The organism is uncultured Turicimonas sp., assembly GCF_902477955.1.
In the GTDB taxonomy this organism is placed as follows: Bacteria; Pseudomonadota; Gammaproteobacteria; order Burkholderiales; family Burkholderiaceae_F; genus Turicimonas.
Genome location: NZ_CABSJB010000032.1, coordinates 1 through 17,556 on the forward strand (window position 1 = coordinate 1; position 17,556 = coordinate 17,556).

The 17,556-nt window shown below is 43.3% G+C and carries 21 protein-coding genes; 2 read left to right on the forward strand and 19 right to left on the reverse strand.

The window, feature by feature from the left end; genetic code table 11:
- Window positions 1-123: 123 nt before the first annotated feature.
- From RDK53_RS09315 to RDK53_RS09345, 7 genes are all read right to left on the reverse strand, one after another.
- Window positions 124-867 carry a hypothetical protein gene (locus tag RDK53_RS09315; RefSeq protein ID WP_308514312.1) on the reverse strand — a complete coding sequence of 248 codons (744 nt, stop codon included), beginning with the start codon at window positions 865-867 and terminating at the stop codon, window positions 124-126.
- 5 nt (window positions 868-872) lie between these two features.
- Window positions 873-1,502 carry a hypothetical protein gene (locus tag RDK53_RS09320; protein ID WP_308514313.1) on the reverse strand — a complete coding sequence of 210 codons (630 nt, stop codon included), beginning with the start codon at window positions 1,500-1,502 and terminating at the stop codon, window positions 873-875.
- Window positions 1,503-1,511: 9 nt separating this feature from the next.
- Window positions 1,512-2,042, reverse strand: coding sequence for a lytic transglycosylase domain-containing protein (locus RDK53_RS09325; protein ID WP_279173279.1), 531 nt, complete (start codon window positions 2,040-2,042; stop codon window positions 1,512-1,514).
- A 296-nt stretch (window positions 2,043-2,338) separates the two neighbouring features.
- Window positions 2,339-2,899, reverse strand: a complete 561-nt coding sequence (locus tag RDK53_RS09330) for a hypothetical protein (protein WP_308514314.1) — start codon at window positions 2,897-2,899, stop codon at window positions 2,339-2,341.
- A 154-nt stretch (window positions 2,900-3,053) separates the two neighbouring features.
- Complete coding sequence (locus RDK53_RS09335) at window positions 3,054-4,085, reverse strand: hypothetical protein (protein WP_308514315.1); 1,032 nt, start codon at window positions 4,083-4,085, stop codon at window positions 3,054-3,056.
- A gap of 11 nt (window positions 4,086-4,096) precedes the next feature.
- Window positions 4,097-4,759, reverse strand: coding sequence for a hypothetical protein (locus tag RDK53_RS09340; protein ID WP_308514316.1), 663 nt, complete (start codon window positions 4,757-4,759; stop codon window positions 4,097-4,099).
- Between the two features lie 9 nt (window positions 4,760-4,768).
- A complete protein-coding gene (locus RDK53_RS09345) occupies window positions 4,769-5,635 on the reverse strand; it encodes a hypothetical protein (RefSeq protein ID WP_279173283.1) in 867 nt (288 codons plus the stop codon).
- Between the two features lie 299 nt (window positions 5,636-5,934).
- Here RDK53_RS09345 and RDK53_RS09350 point away from each other — a divergent pair, with 299 nt between their 5' ends.
- Window positions 5,935-7,518 carry an AAA family ATPase gene (locus RDK53_RS09350; protein ID WP_308514317.1) on the forward strand — a complete coding sequence of 528 codons (1,584 nt, stop codon included), beginning with the start codon at window positions 5,935-5,937 and terminating at the stop codon, window positions 7,516-7,518.
- 377 nt (window positions 7,519-7,895) lie between these two features.
- On the opposite strand, the gene RDK53_RS09355 is transcribed toward RDK53_RS09350, so the two are convergent.
- Window positions 7,896-9,053 (reverse strand): YadA-like family protein, encoded by a 1,158-nt coding sequence (locus RDK53_RS09355; protein ID WP_308514318.1) that lies wholly within the window; start codon window positions 9,051-9,053, stop codon window positions 7,896-7,898.
- Between the two features lie 517 nt (window positions 9,054-9,570).
- On the opposite strand from RDK53_RS09355, the gene RDK53_RS09360 reads away from it, so the two are divergent.
- The gene (locus RDK53_RS09360) at window positions 9,571-9,906 is read left to right on the forward strand and encodes a helix-turn-helix domain-containing protein (protein WP_308514319.1); all 336 of its coding nucleotides are present in this window, start codon (window positions 9,571-9,573) and stop codon (window positions 9,904-9,906) included.
- Between the two features lie 56 nt (window positions 9,907-9,962).
- Here RDK53_RS09360 and RDK53_RS09365 read toward each other — a convergent pair whose 3' ends face one another.
- The 11 genes from RDK53_RS09365 to RDK53_RS09415 all read right to left on the reverse strand — a co-directional run bounded on the left by RDK53_RS09365 (window position 9,963) and on the right by RDK53_RS09415 (window position 17,541).
- Window positions 9,963-10,751, reverse strand: coding sequence for a hypothetical protein (locus RDK53_RS09365; protein ID WP_308514320.1), 789 nt, complete (start codon window positions 10,749-10,751; stop codon window positions 9,963-9,965).
- The gene (locus RDK53_RS09370; protein WP_308514321.1) at window positions 10,735-11,031 is read right to left on the reverse strand and encodes a type II toxin-antitoxin system RelE/ParE family toxin; all 297 of its coding nucleotides are present in this window, start codon (window positions 11,029-11,031) and stop codon (window positions 10,735-10,737) included. The genes RDK53_RS09365 and RDK53_RS09370 overlap by 17 nt, the downstream gene beginning before the upstream one ends.
- Entirely contained in the window at window positions 11,028-11,297 is a 270-nt protein-coding gene (locus RDK53_RS09375) for a hypothetical protein (RefSeq protein WP_279173289.1), read from the reverse strand. Before RDK53_RS09375 ends, RDK53_RS09370 begins: the two co-directional genes overlap by 4 nt.
- Window positions 11,298-11,366: 69 nt before the next feature.
- The gene (locus RDK53_RS09380) at window positions 11,367-12,680 is read right to left on the reverse strand and encodes a toprim domain-containing protein (protein ID WP_279173290.1); all 1,314 of its coding nucleotides are present in this window, start codon (window positions 12,678-12,680) and stop codon (window positions 11,367-11,369) included.
- A 137-nt stretch (window positions 12,681-12,817) separates the two neighbouring features.
- Window positions 12,818-13,180 (reverse strand): hypothetical protein, encoded by a 363-nt coding sequence (locus tag RDK53_RS09385; RefSeq protein ID WP_279173291.1) that lies wholly within the window; start codon window positions 13,178-13,180, stop codon window positions 12,818-12,820.
- A 74-nt stretch (window positions 13,181-13,254) separates the two neighbouring features.
- Window positions 13,255-13,860, reverse strand: a complete 606-nt coding sequence (locus tag RDK53_RS09390) for a hypothetical protein (protein ID WP_279173292.1) — start codon at window positions 13,858-13,860, stop codon at window positions 13,255-13,257.
- 80 nt (window positions 13,861-13,940) lie between these two features.
- On the reverse strand, window positions 13,941-14,264 hold the full coding sequence (locus tag RDK53_RS09395; RefSeq protein ID WP_279173293.1) for a hypothetical protein: 324 nt from the start codon (window positions 14,262-14,264) through the stop codon (window positions 13,941-13,943).
- A gap of 258 nt (window positions 14,265-14,522) precedes the next feature.
- Window positions 14,523-14,663, reverse strand: a complete 141-nt coding sequence (locus RDK53_RS09400) for a hypothetical protein (protein WP_279173294.1) — start codon at window positions 14,661-14,663, stop codon at window positions 14,523-14,525.
- Between the two features lie 178 nt (window positions 14,664-14,841).
- Complete coding sequence (locus RDK53_RS09405) at window positions 14,842-15,105, reverse strand: hypothetical protein (protein ID WP_279173295.1); 264 nt, start codon at window positions 15,103-15,105, stop codon at window positions 14,842-14,844.
- Between the two features lie 68 nt (window positions 15,106-15,173).
- Complete coding sequence (locus RDK53_RS09410) at window positions 15,174-15,515, reverse strand: hypothetical protein (protein WP_279173296.1); 342 nt, start codon at window positions 15,513-15,515, stop codon at window positions 15,174-15,176.
- Between the two features lie 391 nt (window positions 15,516-15,906).
- Window positions 15,907-17,541 carry a VWA domain-containing protein gene (locus RDK53_RS09415; RefSeq protein ID WP_308514322.1) on the reverse strand — a complete coding sequence of 545 codons (1,635 nt, stop codon included), beginning with the start codon at window positions 17,539-17,541 and terminating at the stop codon, window positions 15,907-15,909.
- Between the last annotated feature and the right edge of the window lie 15 nt (window positions 17,542-17,556).

Below are 17,556 nucleotides of genomic sequence, written 5' to 3' on the forward strand. Positions count from 1 at the left end.
CTTTTCGGTAGTGTGCTAATTATAGCATATCACCCACCTTTTGTGCAGAGGTTCCTTAACTCTCTTAAGGACTCTTCTAGTTGCTTCAAACTAAAACTTGTTTGCGCCAGAGCATCTTTAATCTCATTCATAAGCCCTTTCTCCCACCCAATTTTCGTGAAAAGTTAAACATCGTTCAAGTTTTTCTCTGTAATCCGAAACAATCCGGTTATCCCGCTTGTTATCACACCAAGGGCAAACATAAAAATTACGGATGAAATTACCGTCTTTTCCTCTGGTATAGGCGTTCTGCACAAGAATTTCTTTCCCGCACTGACATTCTTCAATAAAGATATCTCCCTTTAAAACTCCCAATAGGGTGTAAAAAATCTCCCTTAAATTCGGGATCGAGTCCTTGAATTTCTCTGACTCGACGAAGCCGTCCAAGACCATTTGGCGGGCGAAAGCAAGAGATAAAAGATCTATTTGAATTGTTGTTCCCAGAGTCTTCTCGTCGGCGTTCGGGCTATTGCTAAGGTCAATTTTTAATTTGAACACCGGTCGGTTATTCATTTTTTCGGGCAATTTATCAAGAAGTCCCGTGACCATTTCTGACGACTCAAAGTATTTAAGAACTGTCGCAAAAATAAAACGTCTTTTATCGCGATAGACGGTTTCGTGGGAAAACAACCCTTTCGGCTTTTCTCTTGCCAACCGATATTTTGATGTTTGACAATTATCTCGAAGAAATTTGACAGAAATATCAGGAACGGCGTTTTTAATGATCTCGTTGTCATAGCCCAAGGAAAAAAGTTGAAGCGCCTCTGCCATAGACTCAAGAGAATCTACCCTTTCAACACTCGTATTTCTAACTGCTGTATTGGCCAATTTAACTATCCCTGAGAGGTTGCGAAAACGTGTTTTGGATCAAAGTAAGAGCTGCAAAGCCGGAAATAAATCTTCAAAACATCAAGACAATCGGCGACGTTCGCTCGATTATTTACGTTCCTAAGCCTGAACAGATAGGTAGAGAAATTCATGTAGCATTTGAGCGAATACCAGACTTCTTCGATGCTGTAAGAGCCACAGAGAATGTCTTGAACCATCCAATTTTCCAAACCAAATATTGAAGGGACAAACTCTGGGCAGGTGGAAATACTTTCCAAAACGGCAGACCAATACCTGTATTCCAGGCTCGGTTTTATGGTGACTTTGGGTTTGAAAGTTCTAAATTCCCGCACACCGTTATTGAAACTATGCCGATCAATAGGAGCAGGAACGAACCATGTTTTATACGGATCTGCGTAGCGAATCAGATCCTTAAACCCCTGTTCCGTTAGTTCTTCTGAAAAATACTTATAATCACCCTCTGTAATGAAACGGTGATCAATCCAAATTGATTCTTCGGGCCCCTCGTCCTTCCGAATCTTCTCATTCCGACATACGTCGAAAAAATCGTGATTGAGACTTTCGACTTGTGTCCGTATCTTTTTCCTAGCTTGTCTTAGTTTTTGAAGATCCATTTTGTTACCCTACTTCTGCCGGGAGAGTTGTTTGTATGTTTTTAGAACTTTCAAGGCATATCGCGCCTGACGGCCTGAATCGGACCAATTGTGGTATCTCCCTATGCCTGTTACTAAGTCGCCTGATGCTGAATCAAGTGCTTTTTTTAAGATTTTTGCACCCGTTCTCAAGTTGATTTCCGGGTCAAACATTTCCTTATGGTCAATCTTGTTAGAGTGCCAAAGTAAATTAACCTGCATCAGCCCGACATCAACTGATTTAATTCCCATCTTTTTTAATCTGGCAACTTCAATTTCCGCATCTTTCTTCGACGCAGCAAAAAAAGATCCTTGAGATGAACAGACGGCCCACGGCCAAGGTTGCTTTACTTTTTTATGGGCGGGTGCAAAACCGCTTTCACTGATTGAGACCGAATAAAGTAAAAGAGGATCCAGTCCTACTTCATTGGCAATTCTTTCGTAAATGCTTCCGGCGAGAAAATTAGAGGCAAAGCATGAGTTTGACAGAAGGATAAACGTCAAAATCAGCGTTTTTCTCATTTTTTTTCTCCTAGGACCGAATCTAACGATTCAATTCGTAACTCTTTCTTTACAAAACTTCGCAAGACTGAGTATATGCCCACGGAGAAAAAAATATTCGTAAAAATATAGGGTTAAATATCAATTTCCCCCTACTTACAACTTTTTGACCCAAACATCCTATTTTTCACCAAAACTATGTCCTGTTGGGTTAAAAATGCGATTAATTTTTGTCTCGGTAATTTCACTTACCTTTTTTTTGTTTTTCTTGATATTGTTGTTTTTATCGCAGTTCGAATGAATTTCGATACATTTTTTTAATTGAAATTCTTTGCTTTGATCGGATCAAACTTTAACCTTAAATAGAGCTTTTTCTCACGAATAACAGAACAAGGACTCAAAGGGATATCAGAAAGAGAAAATTCCTCTTCAATCGGTCTGAATATTTCATCCTTGATCGTGCTTAATGAGCGGCCTCTAACGTTTTGATAAAACAAGTCTTCCAGAATATCGCTTGTGAAGGAAATTTCCACTTCCGGACGGTCGAAATATGCCTCAAGTATTTGAAAATTCCTAGCATCAAACAGGGCCATTACGTTATTGACGCCAACCATGTACAGGAAATTTGATAGAAAAAATTTCGCGTTTGCACTCCTTACCCCGAAAAGATGAAACCATTTCCAAAAATAGAGTAGTTGGCGACACTCGTTAAAAAGAGCAGAGGACTGGGTAGTAAATTTAAAAGAGACTTGACCTCGTTTACTTCTATTCAATCCGGTAATACTTTGAAAGTGAACTCCACGAGTAAGAATGAGGGGTTTTTCTAAAAAAAGGAGGACTTGCTTCAAAGACGAGAAACTCCCTTGATAGCCTTCCAAGTTCCTGACATCACGCTCTCTGATGACAACAATACCTTTGTCGTCCGGTTGGAATTTCAAAAGAAGAAGACAATACAAGAAGGAACTGTTGGAAAATTTTTCATCTAACGCTCGAAAAATCACCAACAGCAATTCAAGCGGGAAGCCGGACAACTTAGTCTCCTCTAAAGCAATCGAGAATCAATTTTAAGGATTTATAGCGATCTTCATCCGGATTCCCAATAGCGCGAATTTCGCTCATGCACTCCTCTTCAGATATACCCGGTTTTCCCACCATTCTTCCGTAAACCCTAATGAGCCTCAGTGCTTCTTCCCCGGTAAAGCCTCCAAACGCGTTTGCGGATCTTTCCCTCAATTGACCGGAATAATATTCGTTCAAAAGATCAAGGACGAGATACTGAATCCTATGTTTTTCCGGAACAGGAAATATTTCAAATGAAGGGTACAGAGAGTCTTTGCTGTTTCGCCTTATTCTGGTTCTAAAGTTTCCCAGATCGAAACTTCGCGGATTGTTCTCGACGGATTCTTTATTAAATTCACACGATGCCTCCAAAGCTCGGATAATCCAGTCGGGTTTAGACAAATCCTCCCTATTCACCTTCATAAAAGAAGCTTGTCTTTGAGGGTGACCGCCCTCCAAATAACAATAAAGAATATGTGCTCCGATATGCGGATAACACAGTTTGTCCAACTGAAAGCAATTCAGCATCTCCCTACCGATTCGTGAGGTTTCGGCATAATTTCGAGCCAAAGTTCTCCTAGTTTTTTGACTCTCAGGATTTTCCGGACTTTTTTCGCTATTTTTAGCCAAACGGTCTATTGCAGACTTAGTGTAAGCAACAACCCAGCATTCATATAAATAAAGTCCTTTTTTATGAATGTTCTGAGAATCTTCCGCAAGTTTTTCGAATACTCTTTTTGCTTGCGATATTTGTCCTTCAGCAAAGCAGTATCGGGCGTAAATACCTTTCCCGGTATTAGTGCTCAACAGTTTTTCTCGGTCTGCACGAGTAAGTTTGAATTTGCTGTCTTCCGCAATTTTCTTTTGCAGTCTCAGCGCTGTCTCTACCAACTCGCAGTTCATGTCGTGAATCTCCCGTGCTATTTCATTCCCGAAAATTTTTACGGGGGAGTCACTCATCAAACTCAAAAAACCGAGATCCAGGCGTAGCGCTACGTTTTCCATGTCGAAGCTCTTCAATTTAGTATTTGAATCGTGGGAAAAGCTGAGGAACCGGCCGATCCTAGATAGACCGAAAGCCAATTTTTAAAACCTTTAGGCAAAGGCAAAATTACTGTAGGGAAAGAAATCTGTGATCCGGACTCCAACTTTTCCTTCAAATTCAGTGCGATCTCTGTTTCTTTTTCGTTCTCGGGGAAAACCAAAACGCACTTAACACCTTGCTCAGGATAATATCGGCCCAGATTCTCAGAAGTAAGAAGCGCTCTGGTTGATACGGACCTGAAAACGCTTGCAATTATCAAAGCAGATTCAAGCCTCACTGAAAGACAAACAACTTTTGACGAAGAGTTGAACTTTACGAATCCCGAAAAACCATTAGCCGTCTTCGTATGAAGAAAAGTCCAGCCGTTCGCAGCCTTTCCTGTGTACACACCCTTTGAATTGATGGTTGCACTCAGCACCCCTGTCAGTCGATTGGAATTGTCTTTTACAGCGAAAAGAAGTTGAGTGTCGTCCTTTTCCATCCGATACCTGAAGTTATCCAATATCGGATCCCCTACACAAAAATCAAGATTCCGCCGATTAAAAAACTTCTTAACCGCCTCTGAATCAATGAGAGAGGGGTCGTATTCAAAGGCGTTCTGCCAAACGGACAAAGGAGTCTGAGTGATGGCCATCAATTAACCTTAAGAAGCGGATAGAACAGGCTCAGGATGCTCACCGGCTTTTGCTTCCGAGTCCGATCCTTTTTGTGCAACCGACTTATCTTCAGAAATCGGTTCCTGCGGTGAATTGCTCAAAGCTTCTTTCTCTTTTTCCTGTAATATTTCAGATATCGGCTCTTCCTGTACTTCTTTTGCTTGTTCCGAAACCTCCGATGTTTCATCAGCCTCGGCAGATTTCTCTTCTTCGGCACGTCTCTGGGCCCGTCGTTCTTGTTTCAACCGTTCTTGTTCCTCTCGTTTTTTCATTCGTTCATCACGCTCTTCTCCAACTTCACGACGAGTTTTTGCGATAATGCGGGAAATATTCGACGCCATCGCACGAAAACTTTTTTCCCAGTTGGCTATAGCTTCAGCGCGTTTGACAGAACTTAATGATCCGGCGAGCCAAAGAGCTTCTACCTTCATGCAAATCCTATCGACCAGCAGTACAGCCTCGATAAGAGTCTTAAAAGACGGACAGGTACGATTCACTTCGACATCCTGCTTTGCGAACTCCACCTTCGGCAACTCTAAATTTTTAATCTGGTCGTTGATGGTTGCGAGCTGTTCTTGAGCTCGATTCTTGAGGTCACTCAAATCTTTATTGACAACATCTTCAACCGATTGAAATTCTTTAGCAGACATATTTCCTGCCAGCCTGTCTTGGAGCAAGCGCAAATCTGAAGACAGATGTGAACAAACATTCCAAATTCGGACACCGGTTCGAGTTTGAAGCGTAAATTTTTCGAGAATTACCGACCCCATAGGTACGGTAATACCTTGTGCGCGGTTCCGGTTTGCTGTCCGTCGTTGGCCGTTACTCGTACGAGCGCCTTTTTCTTCAGGCATATTTTTCTCCTGTAGTGATAGAGGATGAATTAAGCATCGGACGTTCAAGTCCTGCCTCTTTAATGTAATGAGCGAGAAAGGCGTCTCTTGTTGTAATTATCTTAAAAGCAACTCTTTTTCTGACGGTACAAAAAAAGTGACTTCGCCTCACCCTCCCGGACAGAAGACTCCGGCAATTGAGCAGAAAATTTGAGAATTTACAGTTAAACTCGTGGAGAAACATTCGATTCGTGCTGTTGCAACAAAACCAGGGAGTGGTTAAACCTGATTGATTACAATTGAGTCGAAGGAGATTTTTTATGAGAGAACTTCAACCGCTTCCTCTGGGTACATCTGATTTTTCGGCTTTGCGCAGCAGCGGACAGATATACGTTGACAAAACGGCGTTGGTTTATGAAATTGCCTCAAATCGTCAGAAGTTTTTTCTATCCCGTCCAAGGCGTTTTGGAAAATCCCTTTTGATTTCTACGTTTGAATCTCTCTTCAAGTACGGTCTCAGGGATTTCGAAGGATTGGTTATCGGAAAACTCTGGAAGGATAAAGGAACTTACCAAGTCGTTAGATTGGATTTTTCCAACTTAAAGGATTTTTCTACATTGGAGCAGTTCCGAATAGTTCTTGACCGATATTTAATGGATTTCATGCAAAGGAACTGTTTTGTCAGTCCTATACAGACAACAGAAGGTCTTCGGGCTTTTACAAATTGGTTGGCAGTCCAACAGAAAAATTCAGTTGTTTTACTGATTGACGAATACGACGCTCCCCTGACAACTTGTTTAAGTAATCCGAACTTATTTGAAGAAGTTAGGCGTTTGTTGGCAACTTTGTATGCTGCGGTTAAATCCAACGATGGAGTGATCCGTTTTTTCTTCATGACCGGCATCACCAAGTTCAACAAGACCAGCATTTTTTCTGAGCTGAATACTTTGACGGATATTTCGCTGGATGCTGACTTTGGAACGTTACTGGGATACACCGAAGAAGAGATACAACAATATTTCGGAAGCTATTTAGAAAGGGCGCAAGAAGTATTAGGACTCTCATATGACGAGTTGCTCACAGAATTGAGAAAAAACTACGACGGTTTCTGTTTTGATGAAGAAACCTCAAGCCATGTTTATGCCCCTTGGTCGGTACTGAATTTATTGAGCCGACCAAGAAAAGGCTTTCAAAATTACTGGTTTGAAAGCGGAGGCAGACCTTCAGCTCTGCTGCAATACCTAAAATCTCACGCTCTCAGAAACCCGGAGGAATACAACAAACAGCAGAGCATCGCTCTTAGTACACTGAGCAGTTCAGCAGACGCTAAAACTCTATCGGATCTTGGGCTTTTGACACAAGCAGGATATTTGACATTGAAGAAAGTTGTCGGCACAACCGCCTACTTGGGGTATCCCAATGAGGAAGTCAGATCTTCAATGGCACACCTTTACACAGAGTGTTTATTGGCAGGACGCACCGTTGAGCAGGTAGGGGCTGACAATATCGCTTATCGCCTTGCCGCAGAAAATGCAGAATCTGCGTTACACATTTTGAATCGTCTTTTCAGTTCAATTGACTATCAGCATTACCCGGTTAAGGATGAATCCTCCGTGAGAGCGTTCATTCAGGTATTTTTCTCGGGAGCAGGGTTAACTCCGATAGTTGAACAACATAACCACATGGGCAGAAGTGACCTGGAGGTAAGAGCCGGGAACCGCTATTGGGTAATGGAGTTTAAAGTGTGCAGAAAAGGACAATCCTCTAAGTCACTGTTGCAGGAAGCTGTAGAGCAGGTATGCCAAAACGAATATGGGAAGCAGGTTGAAACAGGAGAACTGATTCGAGTTGCTCTGGTTTTCTCTCAGGAAAAAAGAAAATTCGTTGAAATGGCAGTGTGTTAAGTTTTGACGAGAACATCGGTACACACCGAAAGAGGCTGCCGATTGAATTCAGCAGTCCCTCTCTTACGCAGCCTTAAAAGCTGAAGCGGTACTTAGTGATCGTACCATCCAAGGGTACCGATGGAGGATCTACCAAAAACTCGGCTTAAACAGTACTGACCAATTAATCAAGATCATCCGACAAGAATGGCTCTATTGAAGTTAAGGTACCGGAAAAAGATTTTCCTGGGGAGAGGGGCACCAGGTGTGCGTTGTGATAAGGGAAGAGTTTTCTTACCCTCCTTTGGAGGTAAGTCTGACGTGAAAGTCCGGCAGTTAGCTTCGCCGGACCTTTTTGTTTTTCCCGAGTTTGATAGTTGTTACAAAATACTAGAGTGTTACCACTGATATCCCACGCCAACAGAACCACCGAAATGGCCCTGGGAGTTGGCACTGCCTGTGGCTTTCATTACCCATTTGCCGTTATCTGTAATATGAGAAACACCAAGAGCATAACCGCTCTGGCCTCGATAAACACCACCTGACATAGCCATCATGCTTTTTCCGGGTAAGTATGCTTGAGGCAAACCAGCCGTGGCAATTGCCATAGCAATACCGGCCTGTGCTTCTTTTTCTACAGTGTCGATTTTACTAAGTAGAGATCTGTTCATTGAGTCTACTTTTTTGTTCATTGAATCAAATTGTTGAGCCATATTTTGATTCAATTGAGACATATCTGCACTGACAGAATTCTGAATTTTTTCATTGACAAGTTTGAGCTGTGCGATATTAACTGCGTCCGTGTCTTCGGTACCCGCTGCAACATTAGTAATTTGCCGTGTTCCGTCGCCGTTGCCGACAGAGACTTCCCCGTAGGTAGATTTCCAAGTAGAACTCTGTTTTTGCTCTTCTGTGATAGATGTTCCTTCAGGCACATAGCCTTGAGAGCCTGCTCCGCGAGAAGTTTCAGAATGAGAACCCAAAGCGATACTGTTGTCTGCATTTGCTGCTGAACTTGCACCGATAGCTAAACTTCTATTACCTGCTGCGGTTGCGAATGAGCTGATCGCTACTGCATGGTCTCCTGACGCCTCGGCACCAACACCGTGTGCAATTGATCGGAAGCCGCTAGCTGTTGCAGACCAGCCCTGTGCAATAGCTCCTTCGCCTGATGCAGCAGAGCCGTATCCAAGTACAGCACTGTAATTGCCGGAAGCTGAAGAATAGCCGCCAAGTACGACGCTGGATTGACCGGCAGATTGAGAGCGAAATCCAACTGCTACACTTTGGTTTCCGTTTGGAATACCGTTGATACCATTATTATCGGAATTGAGGTAAGAACCAATTGCTACTGAGTAATCTCCCGTTGTCCAGGAGGTATTGCCAACCGAGGTAGAACCGTACCCCGTAGAATGAGTTTCCGTACCTAAAGCAGTTGAATACGTGCTTTCGGCTTTTGCGTTGTAGCCAAACGAAGATGAATACATGGCGTTAGCTACTGAACTATCTCCGTATGAAGTATTATCTCCCGCTATCGCCCCCCCCCTGTGTAGCATCTATGAAAGAAATTACCAGGGTACTTAGAGTCAAGAAAACTAGTTTCTTTTTCATATTTACTCCTTGAGAATGATTGCCCTGTCCATATACCGACAGCCTTTTTCATTTTACTTTCTTGCAAGATGACTTTCAATCCTGTGACTTTTCCTCGCCTTCACAAACTTAAGGAATCTCTGCACAAAAGGTGGGTAATGTGATATTATTGGCACACTAATGAAAGGTAAGACTATGAAGATAAAAGCTTCCTCCTTCGCTGATTTATTCGCTAAAACCTCCCCGCAACCGGACAGTGAGGAACAAAGTTCCCTGAGACTTTAGATCGCCTCACCCCTTGGCAAATTGGTTATATTACCGAGGTTCCTCAATGCTCAAAACAAAGAAAACTCCCCGTGATCGGGCATTCTTTCCAACAGAATTTCCGCGTGTTTCTCGTGTCCCTGAAGGGATTTCTCCCGAGGCTTTTCATTTAAATCGGGAATTTCTTTCCGTTGTCATGCTGAGATATATGAAGGAGATATGGTACTCTGTTTGGTATTGGGTGAAATAGCTACTCGAAATACGGATCTGATTCGTCCTGAAAGAAATGACTACAACCGGCCTAACGCACCCCAACGACAATATCTCCCTTGCAATGCTCTCTCAATAGAGAAGGTTACGGGAATTCCGCGTGAAACTGTTCGCAGAAAAATTGCGAAGCTTCTTGATCTGGGCTGGATCGAAAAGACTCCGGATGATATGTATATTATTTCAGACAAATCAAAAGAGGTATTTGCCGCATTTGATGATGCTCAATTATTTGACTTTGTTAATACGGTTCATCAAATAGCAAAAATAATAAAAGAAAAAGGCTGAAACAAAACTCGGAATAATCGAGTTTTGAAACAGCCTTTTCTTTTTCACTACAGGAATTAGAGGAGATAGCCTTCCGGCTTGTAACTTGCCGAAGAAACCATTTCCAACCTCTCCTTATCATCGCTCCACATACTCAAGCGAGTCATGGTATCGATGACAAAATCACGCAACGAAATTTGTTGCGCATCCCAATCATCCGTTGATTGAACAACGGAAGCCAAAGGCGTTACCTCATTCCGTAAAGTCGTAAGTTCGGGGTACTCATAACTCCAACGTCCGAGGCTCGTACAAATAGTACGAACCTTTGGGTAAACAAGGTTAAACCGCCCTTCACTTAGATATTCCAAAACTTCCGAGGCTCTTATCGCGTTAAGATCTTTTATCACGCTTAGAGCATCCCTACTGCTAAAAGTGGTCGTCCATCTTCTGAATTTGCAGTGTTTGACGAGATGCTCAGCAAGGTTTTGCTCTTCCGTCAGTGACAAAAAACTTGATGCCTCGAATAACAGATCTATGAATTTCTTTTTCTGTTTATCAAGAAAGTGCTCGACCTTCTTGATATTAAATTCAGTCGTCAAATAACAACTGTTTCCATCAAAGAAATCTCCTTTTTGTCGCATGAAGTCAAAAACTTGATTTCGATGCGTGCGGAGATCTGTAAGCGCTGCCGTCGGAATGTTTTTTTCTCGAACTATAAAACCAGAATCACTGGTTTGAACAGTCCCGTTCGGGAGGCTGTAGCTCAACAACACCAAAAATACCATTTCAGGTGCTCCTGTTAAAAAGGGGCACCTTCCCCTTGGGGTCAATGCCCCAAGGGGTTGGTAATCAGTGATACTGGACATAATCGAGGTCGATTATGTCTCCCGTTTCACCGTCTTGGATAAAAACCAAGCGCCAGGAAGCACTCACGCTAATGGCGTACTTCCTGTTGCTCAATTTATGTTTCCTCTTTTCTAAAATCTCATGAATCTGACGAGATCTTTTGAGAAGAGGCAACGGAACGCAGATCAACTCGATCAAAATATGAACAAGTTTTTCCGCGTCCGCGCTCCGGATTCCGGAAGTGTCACCCGTTTGGATGAACTTCTTTAATCCCTTATGCCGGACGGAACGTATTCTCATACACCCGCCTTAGCATTTGTCTTGGCTCTGCGAAAAGCATTCAAAACGGTAAGATTGTCGTTTATCAGATTTGCCAGAGCCTTTAGAACGGGGTCGTCAACCATCGGAATATCCGGCGGATTGTCAATCCCGATAAAAAACAACTCACGCATTTCATGACTTTGATCATGCAGTGCTTCAACTGCCAAATCCACCGGTAAAGCGGCAAATTCTTCAAGTTGCTTTCGCTGTAATTCAACGTACTTTCTCACTTCTTTGTAGTCCATGGTGAACTCCATAAAAAAGCGAGACTTTGCCCCTGCGGGACAAAGCCCCGCAGGGTTAAAAATCAAAGATCAGATCGGAAATGAATCAGGTCCGAACATCAAAAGATGATCGTTCCAGTCAACTCCCCGTTGGTCTTCTTTTAGGTTTTCGTCAGGCAAAAACACGAAAGCCCGGATTCCCGAGGCTTTCAATCTTTGCTTGAGTTTGTTTGCGGCTTCCTGTCCTGTAAAGGACTTATCCTTATCGGCAAATATGCAGACGGTTTTAACGGTTGAGGGGATCTCAATCGTTTCCAGTCCGTGGGCACTAATTGCCGACCAGCAGGGAAAGCCGGTAGCAGTTACAACTGACAGCGCAGTTTCGATACCCTCTGCAACGCAAAGAACATCAGAGGGCGCGTTTCCAAGACGTATGGCGCAACCGTTGACGCTTCGGTCAAAGGGAATTGGCATCAGTTTTTTCGGGCAGGAAACAGAAGCTTTTTTTCCTTCTTGCGTGAGAAAAGTTCGATGCAGCGTAATTGCCGCACCGTTCTTATCCCTTACAAGAGCTATAAAGCCCGGGAAACTGGTGACCTTTCCATCCTCATCGACGTAACTCATCTGGGCTACGTACCGAAGATCAGACAAATTGATCGGATTAAATTCAGCTTCTCTAATTCCTCTGTTACGAAGATAAAGAGCTGCCGGATTATTTCCGCTCAAAGACAGCGGTTCCGAGCTTTTCCAAAGCGCCCTCATTTGAAGACGCCTTTTTTCCAAGACTGCCGCTTTCTTCTCTTCTTCAGCCCGAATTTCTTCGGGGCTGGGAAGGCGTCGAGCAGACCAAAGAGTTTTTGTAAACTCTTTGCCTTTGGAATTAATCGCCTTTTGTTTTGCAACAAGCGTTAATTCGGCGGAGTCTCCGACTTTTAAACCGGCCAGTTCACAGGCACGTTTCAGATCCGCACCCCAATGGACAGAGCCGTCGGTAAAGCGAATCAGAAAACAATCCCTTCCGTTTCGAAGCTTCGTCATTCCGATAAATCGAATTTCCCCGGAAAACTTGGAACCTTCAGTTTCCGTTGAAATTATTTGAGCTGATGAATAATCAAGGCGCAAAAAAGCGCCCACTTTATTTACCGTCTCATTGAATGACCAGCCCGTAACCCATTGCAACAGTGCAAAACCGTCGTTATAAGCTCCGCAGGTATTGCAAATACCAGCCCCGGTTTCCTCCCAGTGTGGAAAAAGCCGAAATCCGTCTGTTCCGCCGTGTACGGGACAACTAACATGGTTTGGTGCCCTGTCCACAGCTTCATTTAGCTGAGGTGCCAAGGCGCCGAAGATCTCGCGCCAATGTCCCTTAGCCGCTTCTTTTACAACATGAATCTGATAACTCATAAGTTATCCTCCAAAAAAGAAGCAAGGGAACCCGCAAGGGTTTAACCCTTGCAGGTTGAAAATATGGCCGAAAAAATCAGCCGTTCCACGCGGTTTCAATCACAAGAAAATCTTGTAAAGATTGAGTCCGCACGTCTCTAGGCACAAAGGAGTGAACGTGATAGATCCGATAACTTGGACTCTATTAACTCTTGTTCATCCAAAATGTCTCTGATTCGATATGGGGCACCGTTACTTCCATGTCCGTTCGGGCCAATCCAGAGAAAAGTCTCGTAGTCCGGATCGAAACCCTCGTAACTTTCCTGAACCTTTTTGCAAAGGTCCTCAAAGCCGCGAACATCTTCGATTTCCAGGGAATAATCTCTGGTTAACGAAAAAAGGGGAACAAACGTTGCCGTGACAGAAGAGTTTTCCAGAGAAAAAACAACCTCCCAATCGGAATTGGAATGTATCGCTCTCCACTGTTTTGCTGAAAACATCTTTCTAATAGAATTTTTCATAAAAGCATCTCCAAAGAAAAAGGGGATGCTCTACCCTTACAGGGAAAGTATCCCCGTTAGGGTTTAAAAATCGGTTAGGCTGTTTTAAGTTCGTAGATTGTTCGGAAGTCCTCGTCTTTGTACTTAAAGTCTGGGTATTCTTCCAATGCAAACTTTACGGCCTCTTCTTCATCCAAGAACCATCCGTGGCGGCAAAAATCATCGGATTCAGGCCCGCAGACTTCAAATAAGTCTCCGTTGATGGCCTTCTCAATGATGTCTGCCTCCATCTTGAGCCTCTTCAGAACCTCTTCTTCCGTTACAGCCTCTCCCGGTTTCCAAAGAAAAGCTGCGGCATCCTTTTGGGAAACAAATGCAATGTTTCCTTTAAAAGAATCCCATTTGTCCATAAAAGTGAACCCGGAAAAAGATTGAAACCGAAACCAATAACCTGAATGGCTTCCGCTGTTGATTTCGAACAAAAACAAACCGTTCTTACGAGCGTGTCTGATTCGATTGCGAATCTTTTCGACGGATGACACATCCACCCCCATCCAATTTGCAACATCCGGATGCAAGCAATAAAACTTAAATCCGCTTGAACTTAAATATTCAACAGATTCTTTTAAAGCTTCATCGGGAAAGTCGCAATAATCGACAGTAACGGATTCAGAGTGTGACCGATTGAAAAACGTTAGCATTTGAGTCTCCTCATAAAAATGCGGAGACTTCTCCCCTGCGGGAAAAATCCCCACAAGGGTTAAAAAATAAAAAACAGTTTCTAGTCTTCAGGCAATAGAACCTCAGCCGGCCAAGATTTTGAAGTGTTGTACAGAATCACTCCGTATCCGTAGCCGTCTTTTCGACAGCCGGCCAGAAAATCCGCCAATTCGTGGGTTAGATTCACGAAGTTGGCAGACCCGAAATATCTGAGTGATTCAAACAGGCCGAACGCACTTTGGACAGACTCGAAAGTAAGTCCCAAACAGGTCTGACCGTACATACATCTGCCGGAATAAGAAGCGTCAATGCCGATGTCACCCGAACTTTCCTCTGCAGCAGAAACCAGAAATTCGGCCAACTCAACAGAAATTGCATTACTCATATAAATCTCCGAAAAAAATGCGGAGACTTCCCCCTCGCGGGGATTGTCCCCGCAAGGGTAAAAAGAAAAAGCTTGAAGGTTTCCCCTCTAGCTAAGTTGAAACTTCCGATACTTTCCTTCTCTTCAAATGCTAGGAATGACGAAAAGCATCGGTTAATACAACAATGAATCTCTATTTTTTGGACTTGGTAAAGCACCACAGAGTGAATCCAAGAGCCAATGCCAGAAATAGTGCATCAAAACACCAAAATACGGCCGTCATTTAATCACCCTTAAGTTAGTTAGTACCAATGATACCAATGCAAACATAACTGCGGACAAACCCGCCAAAAATGCTGTTTGCCCTTCAGACTGAAAGGCTGCAATAAGGAAAGTCGCAACGGCAGCTTTTTCTGTCATATCCGACATCCTCTTTACAGTCCTGTCAAAGTCAAACTCAAAGTGACAATTATGGATAATTTTGAATCTCCTTAAAAAAGGGGAGACTCTCCCCTCACGGGGAAAATCCCCGCAAGGGTTAAAAATTAAAAGCGGTTTAGCCGCCTTTGTATGCAGTTGTCAGTTAAGTTCTTCTTCCTCACATATACACTAGCCAGCCGAATTCACCGGCTGATTGACGTAGATGTCTTGAGGCAAGATTCACAAATATCTTCATGCCCGAACGACCGAGATTGGCGGTTCGGAAACGGTTTAATGTTTCCTGATAAGCACCAATTTCATCGAAACGGAGATGAGGTCCCAACAACAAAGCAGTAAACAAAAGCAGTACAGACACTATGCCGCCTTTGCATTCAAACATTTCGATTCTTATTTTCATAAGAATCTTTGAAACAAGTCTCATGATTAATATTCCTAAAAATGCAGAGACTTTTCCTCCTGCGAGGAAAAATCCCCACAGGGTTGATGATTTCAAACGTTAAGAAATAGCTGGGGCTGGCTTTGTACGCCGACCAAATCCTCAAAAGGAGTACAGTTCCAGCTTTCCGAATAGCCTGCTTCACAGGCTTCCGCAAATTGACTTCTCTTTTCTTTTAGATAAGACATCAAAAAAGCAATATCCAGGTCGTCCGTGTACCACTTGATTTCGCGGCAAACAAAAACGGACCAGGTTTCTCCCTTCTCCTCGACCGTCTCAGCCAATTCGAAGCAATCCAAAAGCTTGGATTCGGGGAATTCTTTCTTAAATATCTTCTCTAAGGTTTCGTAATCTTCTTTACTGATCACGAATGCAACGTCACTTCTAACTCCCATAATGAATCTCCAAAAAAAATCGGAGATCTTTCCCCTTACGGGGAAAAATCCCCGTAAGGGTTGGGCGGAGCGCCCCGCTTATTAGGCGGGGCATAACTTACGTTACCTCAGACGCTTCAAAAATATCATCAGTAACAAGAGGAAAAGAAACAACTCCTTCCCGTCACTAAGCGATATAATCAAGTCCAAGGAGACGTTAACTATGTTGATGTCCATAGCGTCTCTCCCAGAAGCCCCCGAGTGCAAATCGGGGGTTTTGTTTATCTGCCGGTTGCCCGGGCCCTTGTATAAAACCTCAAAACAAATTTTGAATTTGAGAGGTTTTAGGAAATCAAGGACGGAGAGCGTTATGAAAACCAGACGCTCCAAAAATTAAAACGCACAGCCTCAGTTATGCAGCGCAATCCTCAAGCATCAGCTTTTTAGCAAGAGAAAAAACCGCACCCGGTAATCTCGAGATAGATTCAACACACTCAAAATTTTTACCAAAAAACATTGGCAGGTTTCCTTCTGTTTTTATTCCGATAGCGCCGGTTCTTATACCGTCTTTATCGAAACTTGCTCTTAGCTTTTCAACTTCAGAATCAGCTTCACTAAACATACCGTCTGTGATAACAAGTACAATTTTTTTATCGGCCTCTTGTGTTGCAAGGACACTTCTCACCTCTTCCATCGCAGTGACGAAAGGGGTATAGCCGAATGTGCTTAAACCTTGAATGATAGAAGCAAATGTACGAGGCTTTTCACCCAAAGGAACGACGGTAACACGGCCGGTATCCTTGGTAATGGCCGGAAATGCTGAAAGCTGGGCTTTAGTTTGGGGAATCCTGTCAAGAGTCTCCAACAAAGCATAAGCGGCAATCTTCGCCATTTGTGCGTCATCTTTCGTCATTGAACCTGAGCGATCCAAAAGAATATGAACAATCGTTCTTTTAGATTTGAGCAGGATTGGACTCCGAAAAATGCGCATATCCCAAGTTGACAACTTATTTAAATTGCCAAAATCCAGTCTTCTACCGTTTCTACCGTTTCCGAGGTTTTGCATACTTTGAGTCTGAATCAAGCTTTCCAAACCGCGACGTAACCCTTGCGTCAGCCCTAATGCCTTTTGTCTAAACAAATTTGTTGACTCAGGACTAGAACTTCTAAGAGTGTCTTTTATGCGTGCAGCGGATTCATTTGCAAGCATAATCGCCGGGCGCTTGTGTTCGGTCGAAAACTTTTCCGCAGATTGGACAGCCAGTTGTTTGAACTTTCTGCTTATATCCAACGGTGTATCTTCGATCACCTCAATTTTATGTTTACCGGACTTGGGCTTATCGGAGTTTTGCGCCCCAGACTTACCTGCCTCCTTAGAAGATCGAGCAGAATCGGATTTCTTCTCCTCTGCTCTTTCTTTTTTGTCGGTTTCGTACAAGTCCAGCAGTTTTTGAGCCAGTTCACCAATTTTGAGTGTGGTGTCCGCCGAAGCGAACTCTTTCGTCAAAAGAGCTTCAGCTCTGGCTTTCAAGCCCGGAAGACGGGTTTCCAGGATATTGCCCAAAACACTTTCAAGGTTTGTGAACTTGGGAAAGAAAATTGAAAGTTTGGTTTTAATAAACATCATTGCCCAAACCAGCATTAGGGTAACGTTGTTTAACCTTTCGTATTCCCAACCTTCCACACTTTTCAAATGTGCCTTATTAAGGAGGTAAATAGCTCCGAAGAAATTCTTACAAGTAATTTCCTCAATCCTGCAATCTTCCAGCATATTCGTTGCACTGAAAAGATTTGCCAGACCAGTCGGCGGAAGAGACCTAAAGTCTGTAAGGCGAACATGAGCGCATTCATGGATGAGAAACCCCAAAAATACCTCTTTGTCACCTAACGTCGATTCTTCCGACAAAATAGGTAGAACTATGGTTGAACCGTCAGTATGAGGTACTGCGTTTCCTTCAAAGCAAACATTTACTCCAAACTTATCAGCCAAAGATTTAGCTGTGATTGGTAAGCTGCGTATAAACGCAGCAGTTGCAGCATTAGCCATTGCCATCTCCAAAAG

Bases quoted from the DNA above. Each gene is read 5' to 3' on its own strand.
- RDK53_RS09405 (WP_279173295.1), bottom strand. From the start codon at position 15,105: ATGAGACTTGTTTCAAAGATTCTTATGAAAATAAGAATCGAAATGTTT.
- RDK53_RS09380 (WP_279173290.1), bottom strand. From the start codon at position 12,680: ATGAGTTATCAGATTCATGTTGTAAAAGAAGCGGCTAAGGGACATTGG.
- RDK53_RS09350 (WP_308514317.1), top strand. From the start codon at position 5,935: ATGAGAGAACTTCAACCGCTTCCTCTGGGTACATCTGATTTTTCGGCT.
- RDK53_RS09335 (WP_308514315.1), bottom strand. From the start codon at position 4,085: ATGGAAAACGTAGCGCTACGCCTGGATCTCGGTTTTTTGAGTTTGATG.
- RDK53_RS09355 (WP_308514318.1), bottom strand. From the start codon at position 9,053: ATGCTACACAGGGGGGGGGCGATAGCGGGAGATAATACTTCATACGGA.
- RDK53_RS09360 (WP_308514319.1), top strand. From the start codon at position 9,571: ATGGTACTCTGTTTGGTATTGGGTGAAATAGCTACTCGAAATACGGAT.
- RDK53_RS09340 (WP_308514316.1), bottom strand. From the start codon at position 4,759: ATGGCCATCACTCAGACTCCTTTGTCCGTTTGGCAGAACGCCTTTGAA.
- RDK53_RS09415 (WP_308514322.1), bottom strand. From the start codon at position 17,541: ATGGCTAATGCTGCAACTGCTGCGTTTATACGCAGCTTACCAATCACA.
- RDK53_RS09320 (WP_308514313.1), bottom strand. From the start codon at position 1,502: ATGGATCTTCAAAAACTAAGACAAGCTAGGAAAAAGATACGGACACAA.
- RDK53_RS09385 (WP_279173291.1), bottom strand. From the start codon at position 13,180: ATGAAAAATTCTATTAGAAAGATGTTTTCAGCAAAACAGTGGAGAGCG.
- RDK53_RS09395 (WP_279173293.1), bottom strand. From the start codon at position 14,264: ATGAGTAATGCAATTTCTGTTGAGTTGGCCGAATTTCTGGTTTCTGCT.
- RDK53_RS09325 (WP_279173279.1), bottom strand. From the start codon at position 2,042: ATGAGAAAAACGCTGATTTTGACGTTTATCCTTCTGTCAAACTCATGC.
- RDK53_RS09370 (WP_308514321.1), bottom strand. From the start codon at position 11,031: ATGAGAATACGTTCCGTCCGGCATAAGGGATTAAAGAAGTTCATCCAA.
- RDK53_RS09375 (WP_279173289.1), bottom strand. From the start codon at position 11,297: ATGGACTACAAAGAAGTGAGAAAGTACGTTGAATTACAGCGAAAGCAA.
- RDK53_RS09400 (WP_279173294.1), bottom strand. From the start codon at position 14,663: ATGACAGAAAAAGCTGCCGTTGCGACTTTCCTTATTGCAGCCTTTCAG.
- RDK53_RS09365 (WP_308514320.1), bottom strand. From the start codon at position 10,751: ATGTCCAGTATCACTGATTACCAACCCCTTGGGGCATTGACCCCAAGG.
- RDK53_RS09410 (WP_279173296.1), bottom strand. From the start codon at position 15,515: ATGGGAGTTAGAAGTGACGTTGCATTCGTGATCAGTAAAGAAGATTAC.
- RDK53_RS09345 (WP_279173283.1), bottom strand. From the start codon at position 5,635: ATGCCTGAAGAAAAAGGCGCTCGTACGAGTAACGGCCAACGACGGACA.
- RDK53_RS09390 (WP_279173292.1), bottom strand. From the start codon at position 13,860: ATGCTAACGTTTTTCAATCGGTCACACTCTGAATCCGTTACTGTCGAT.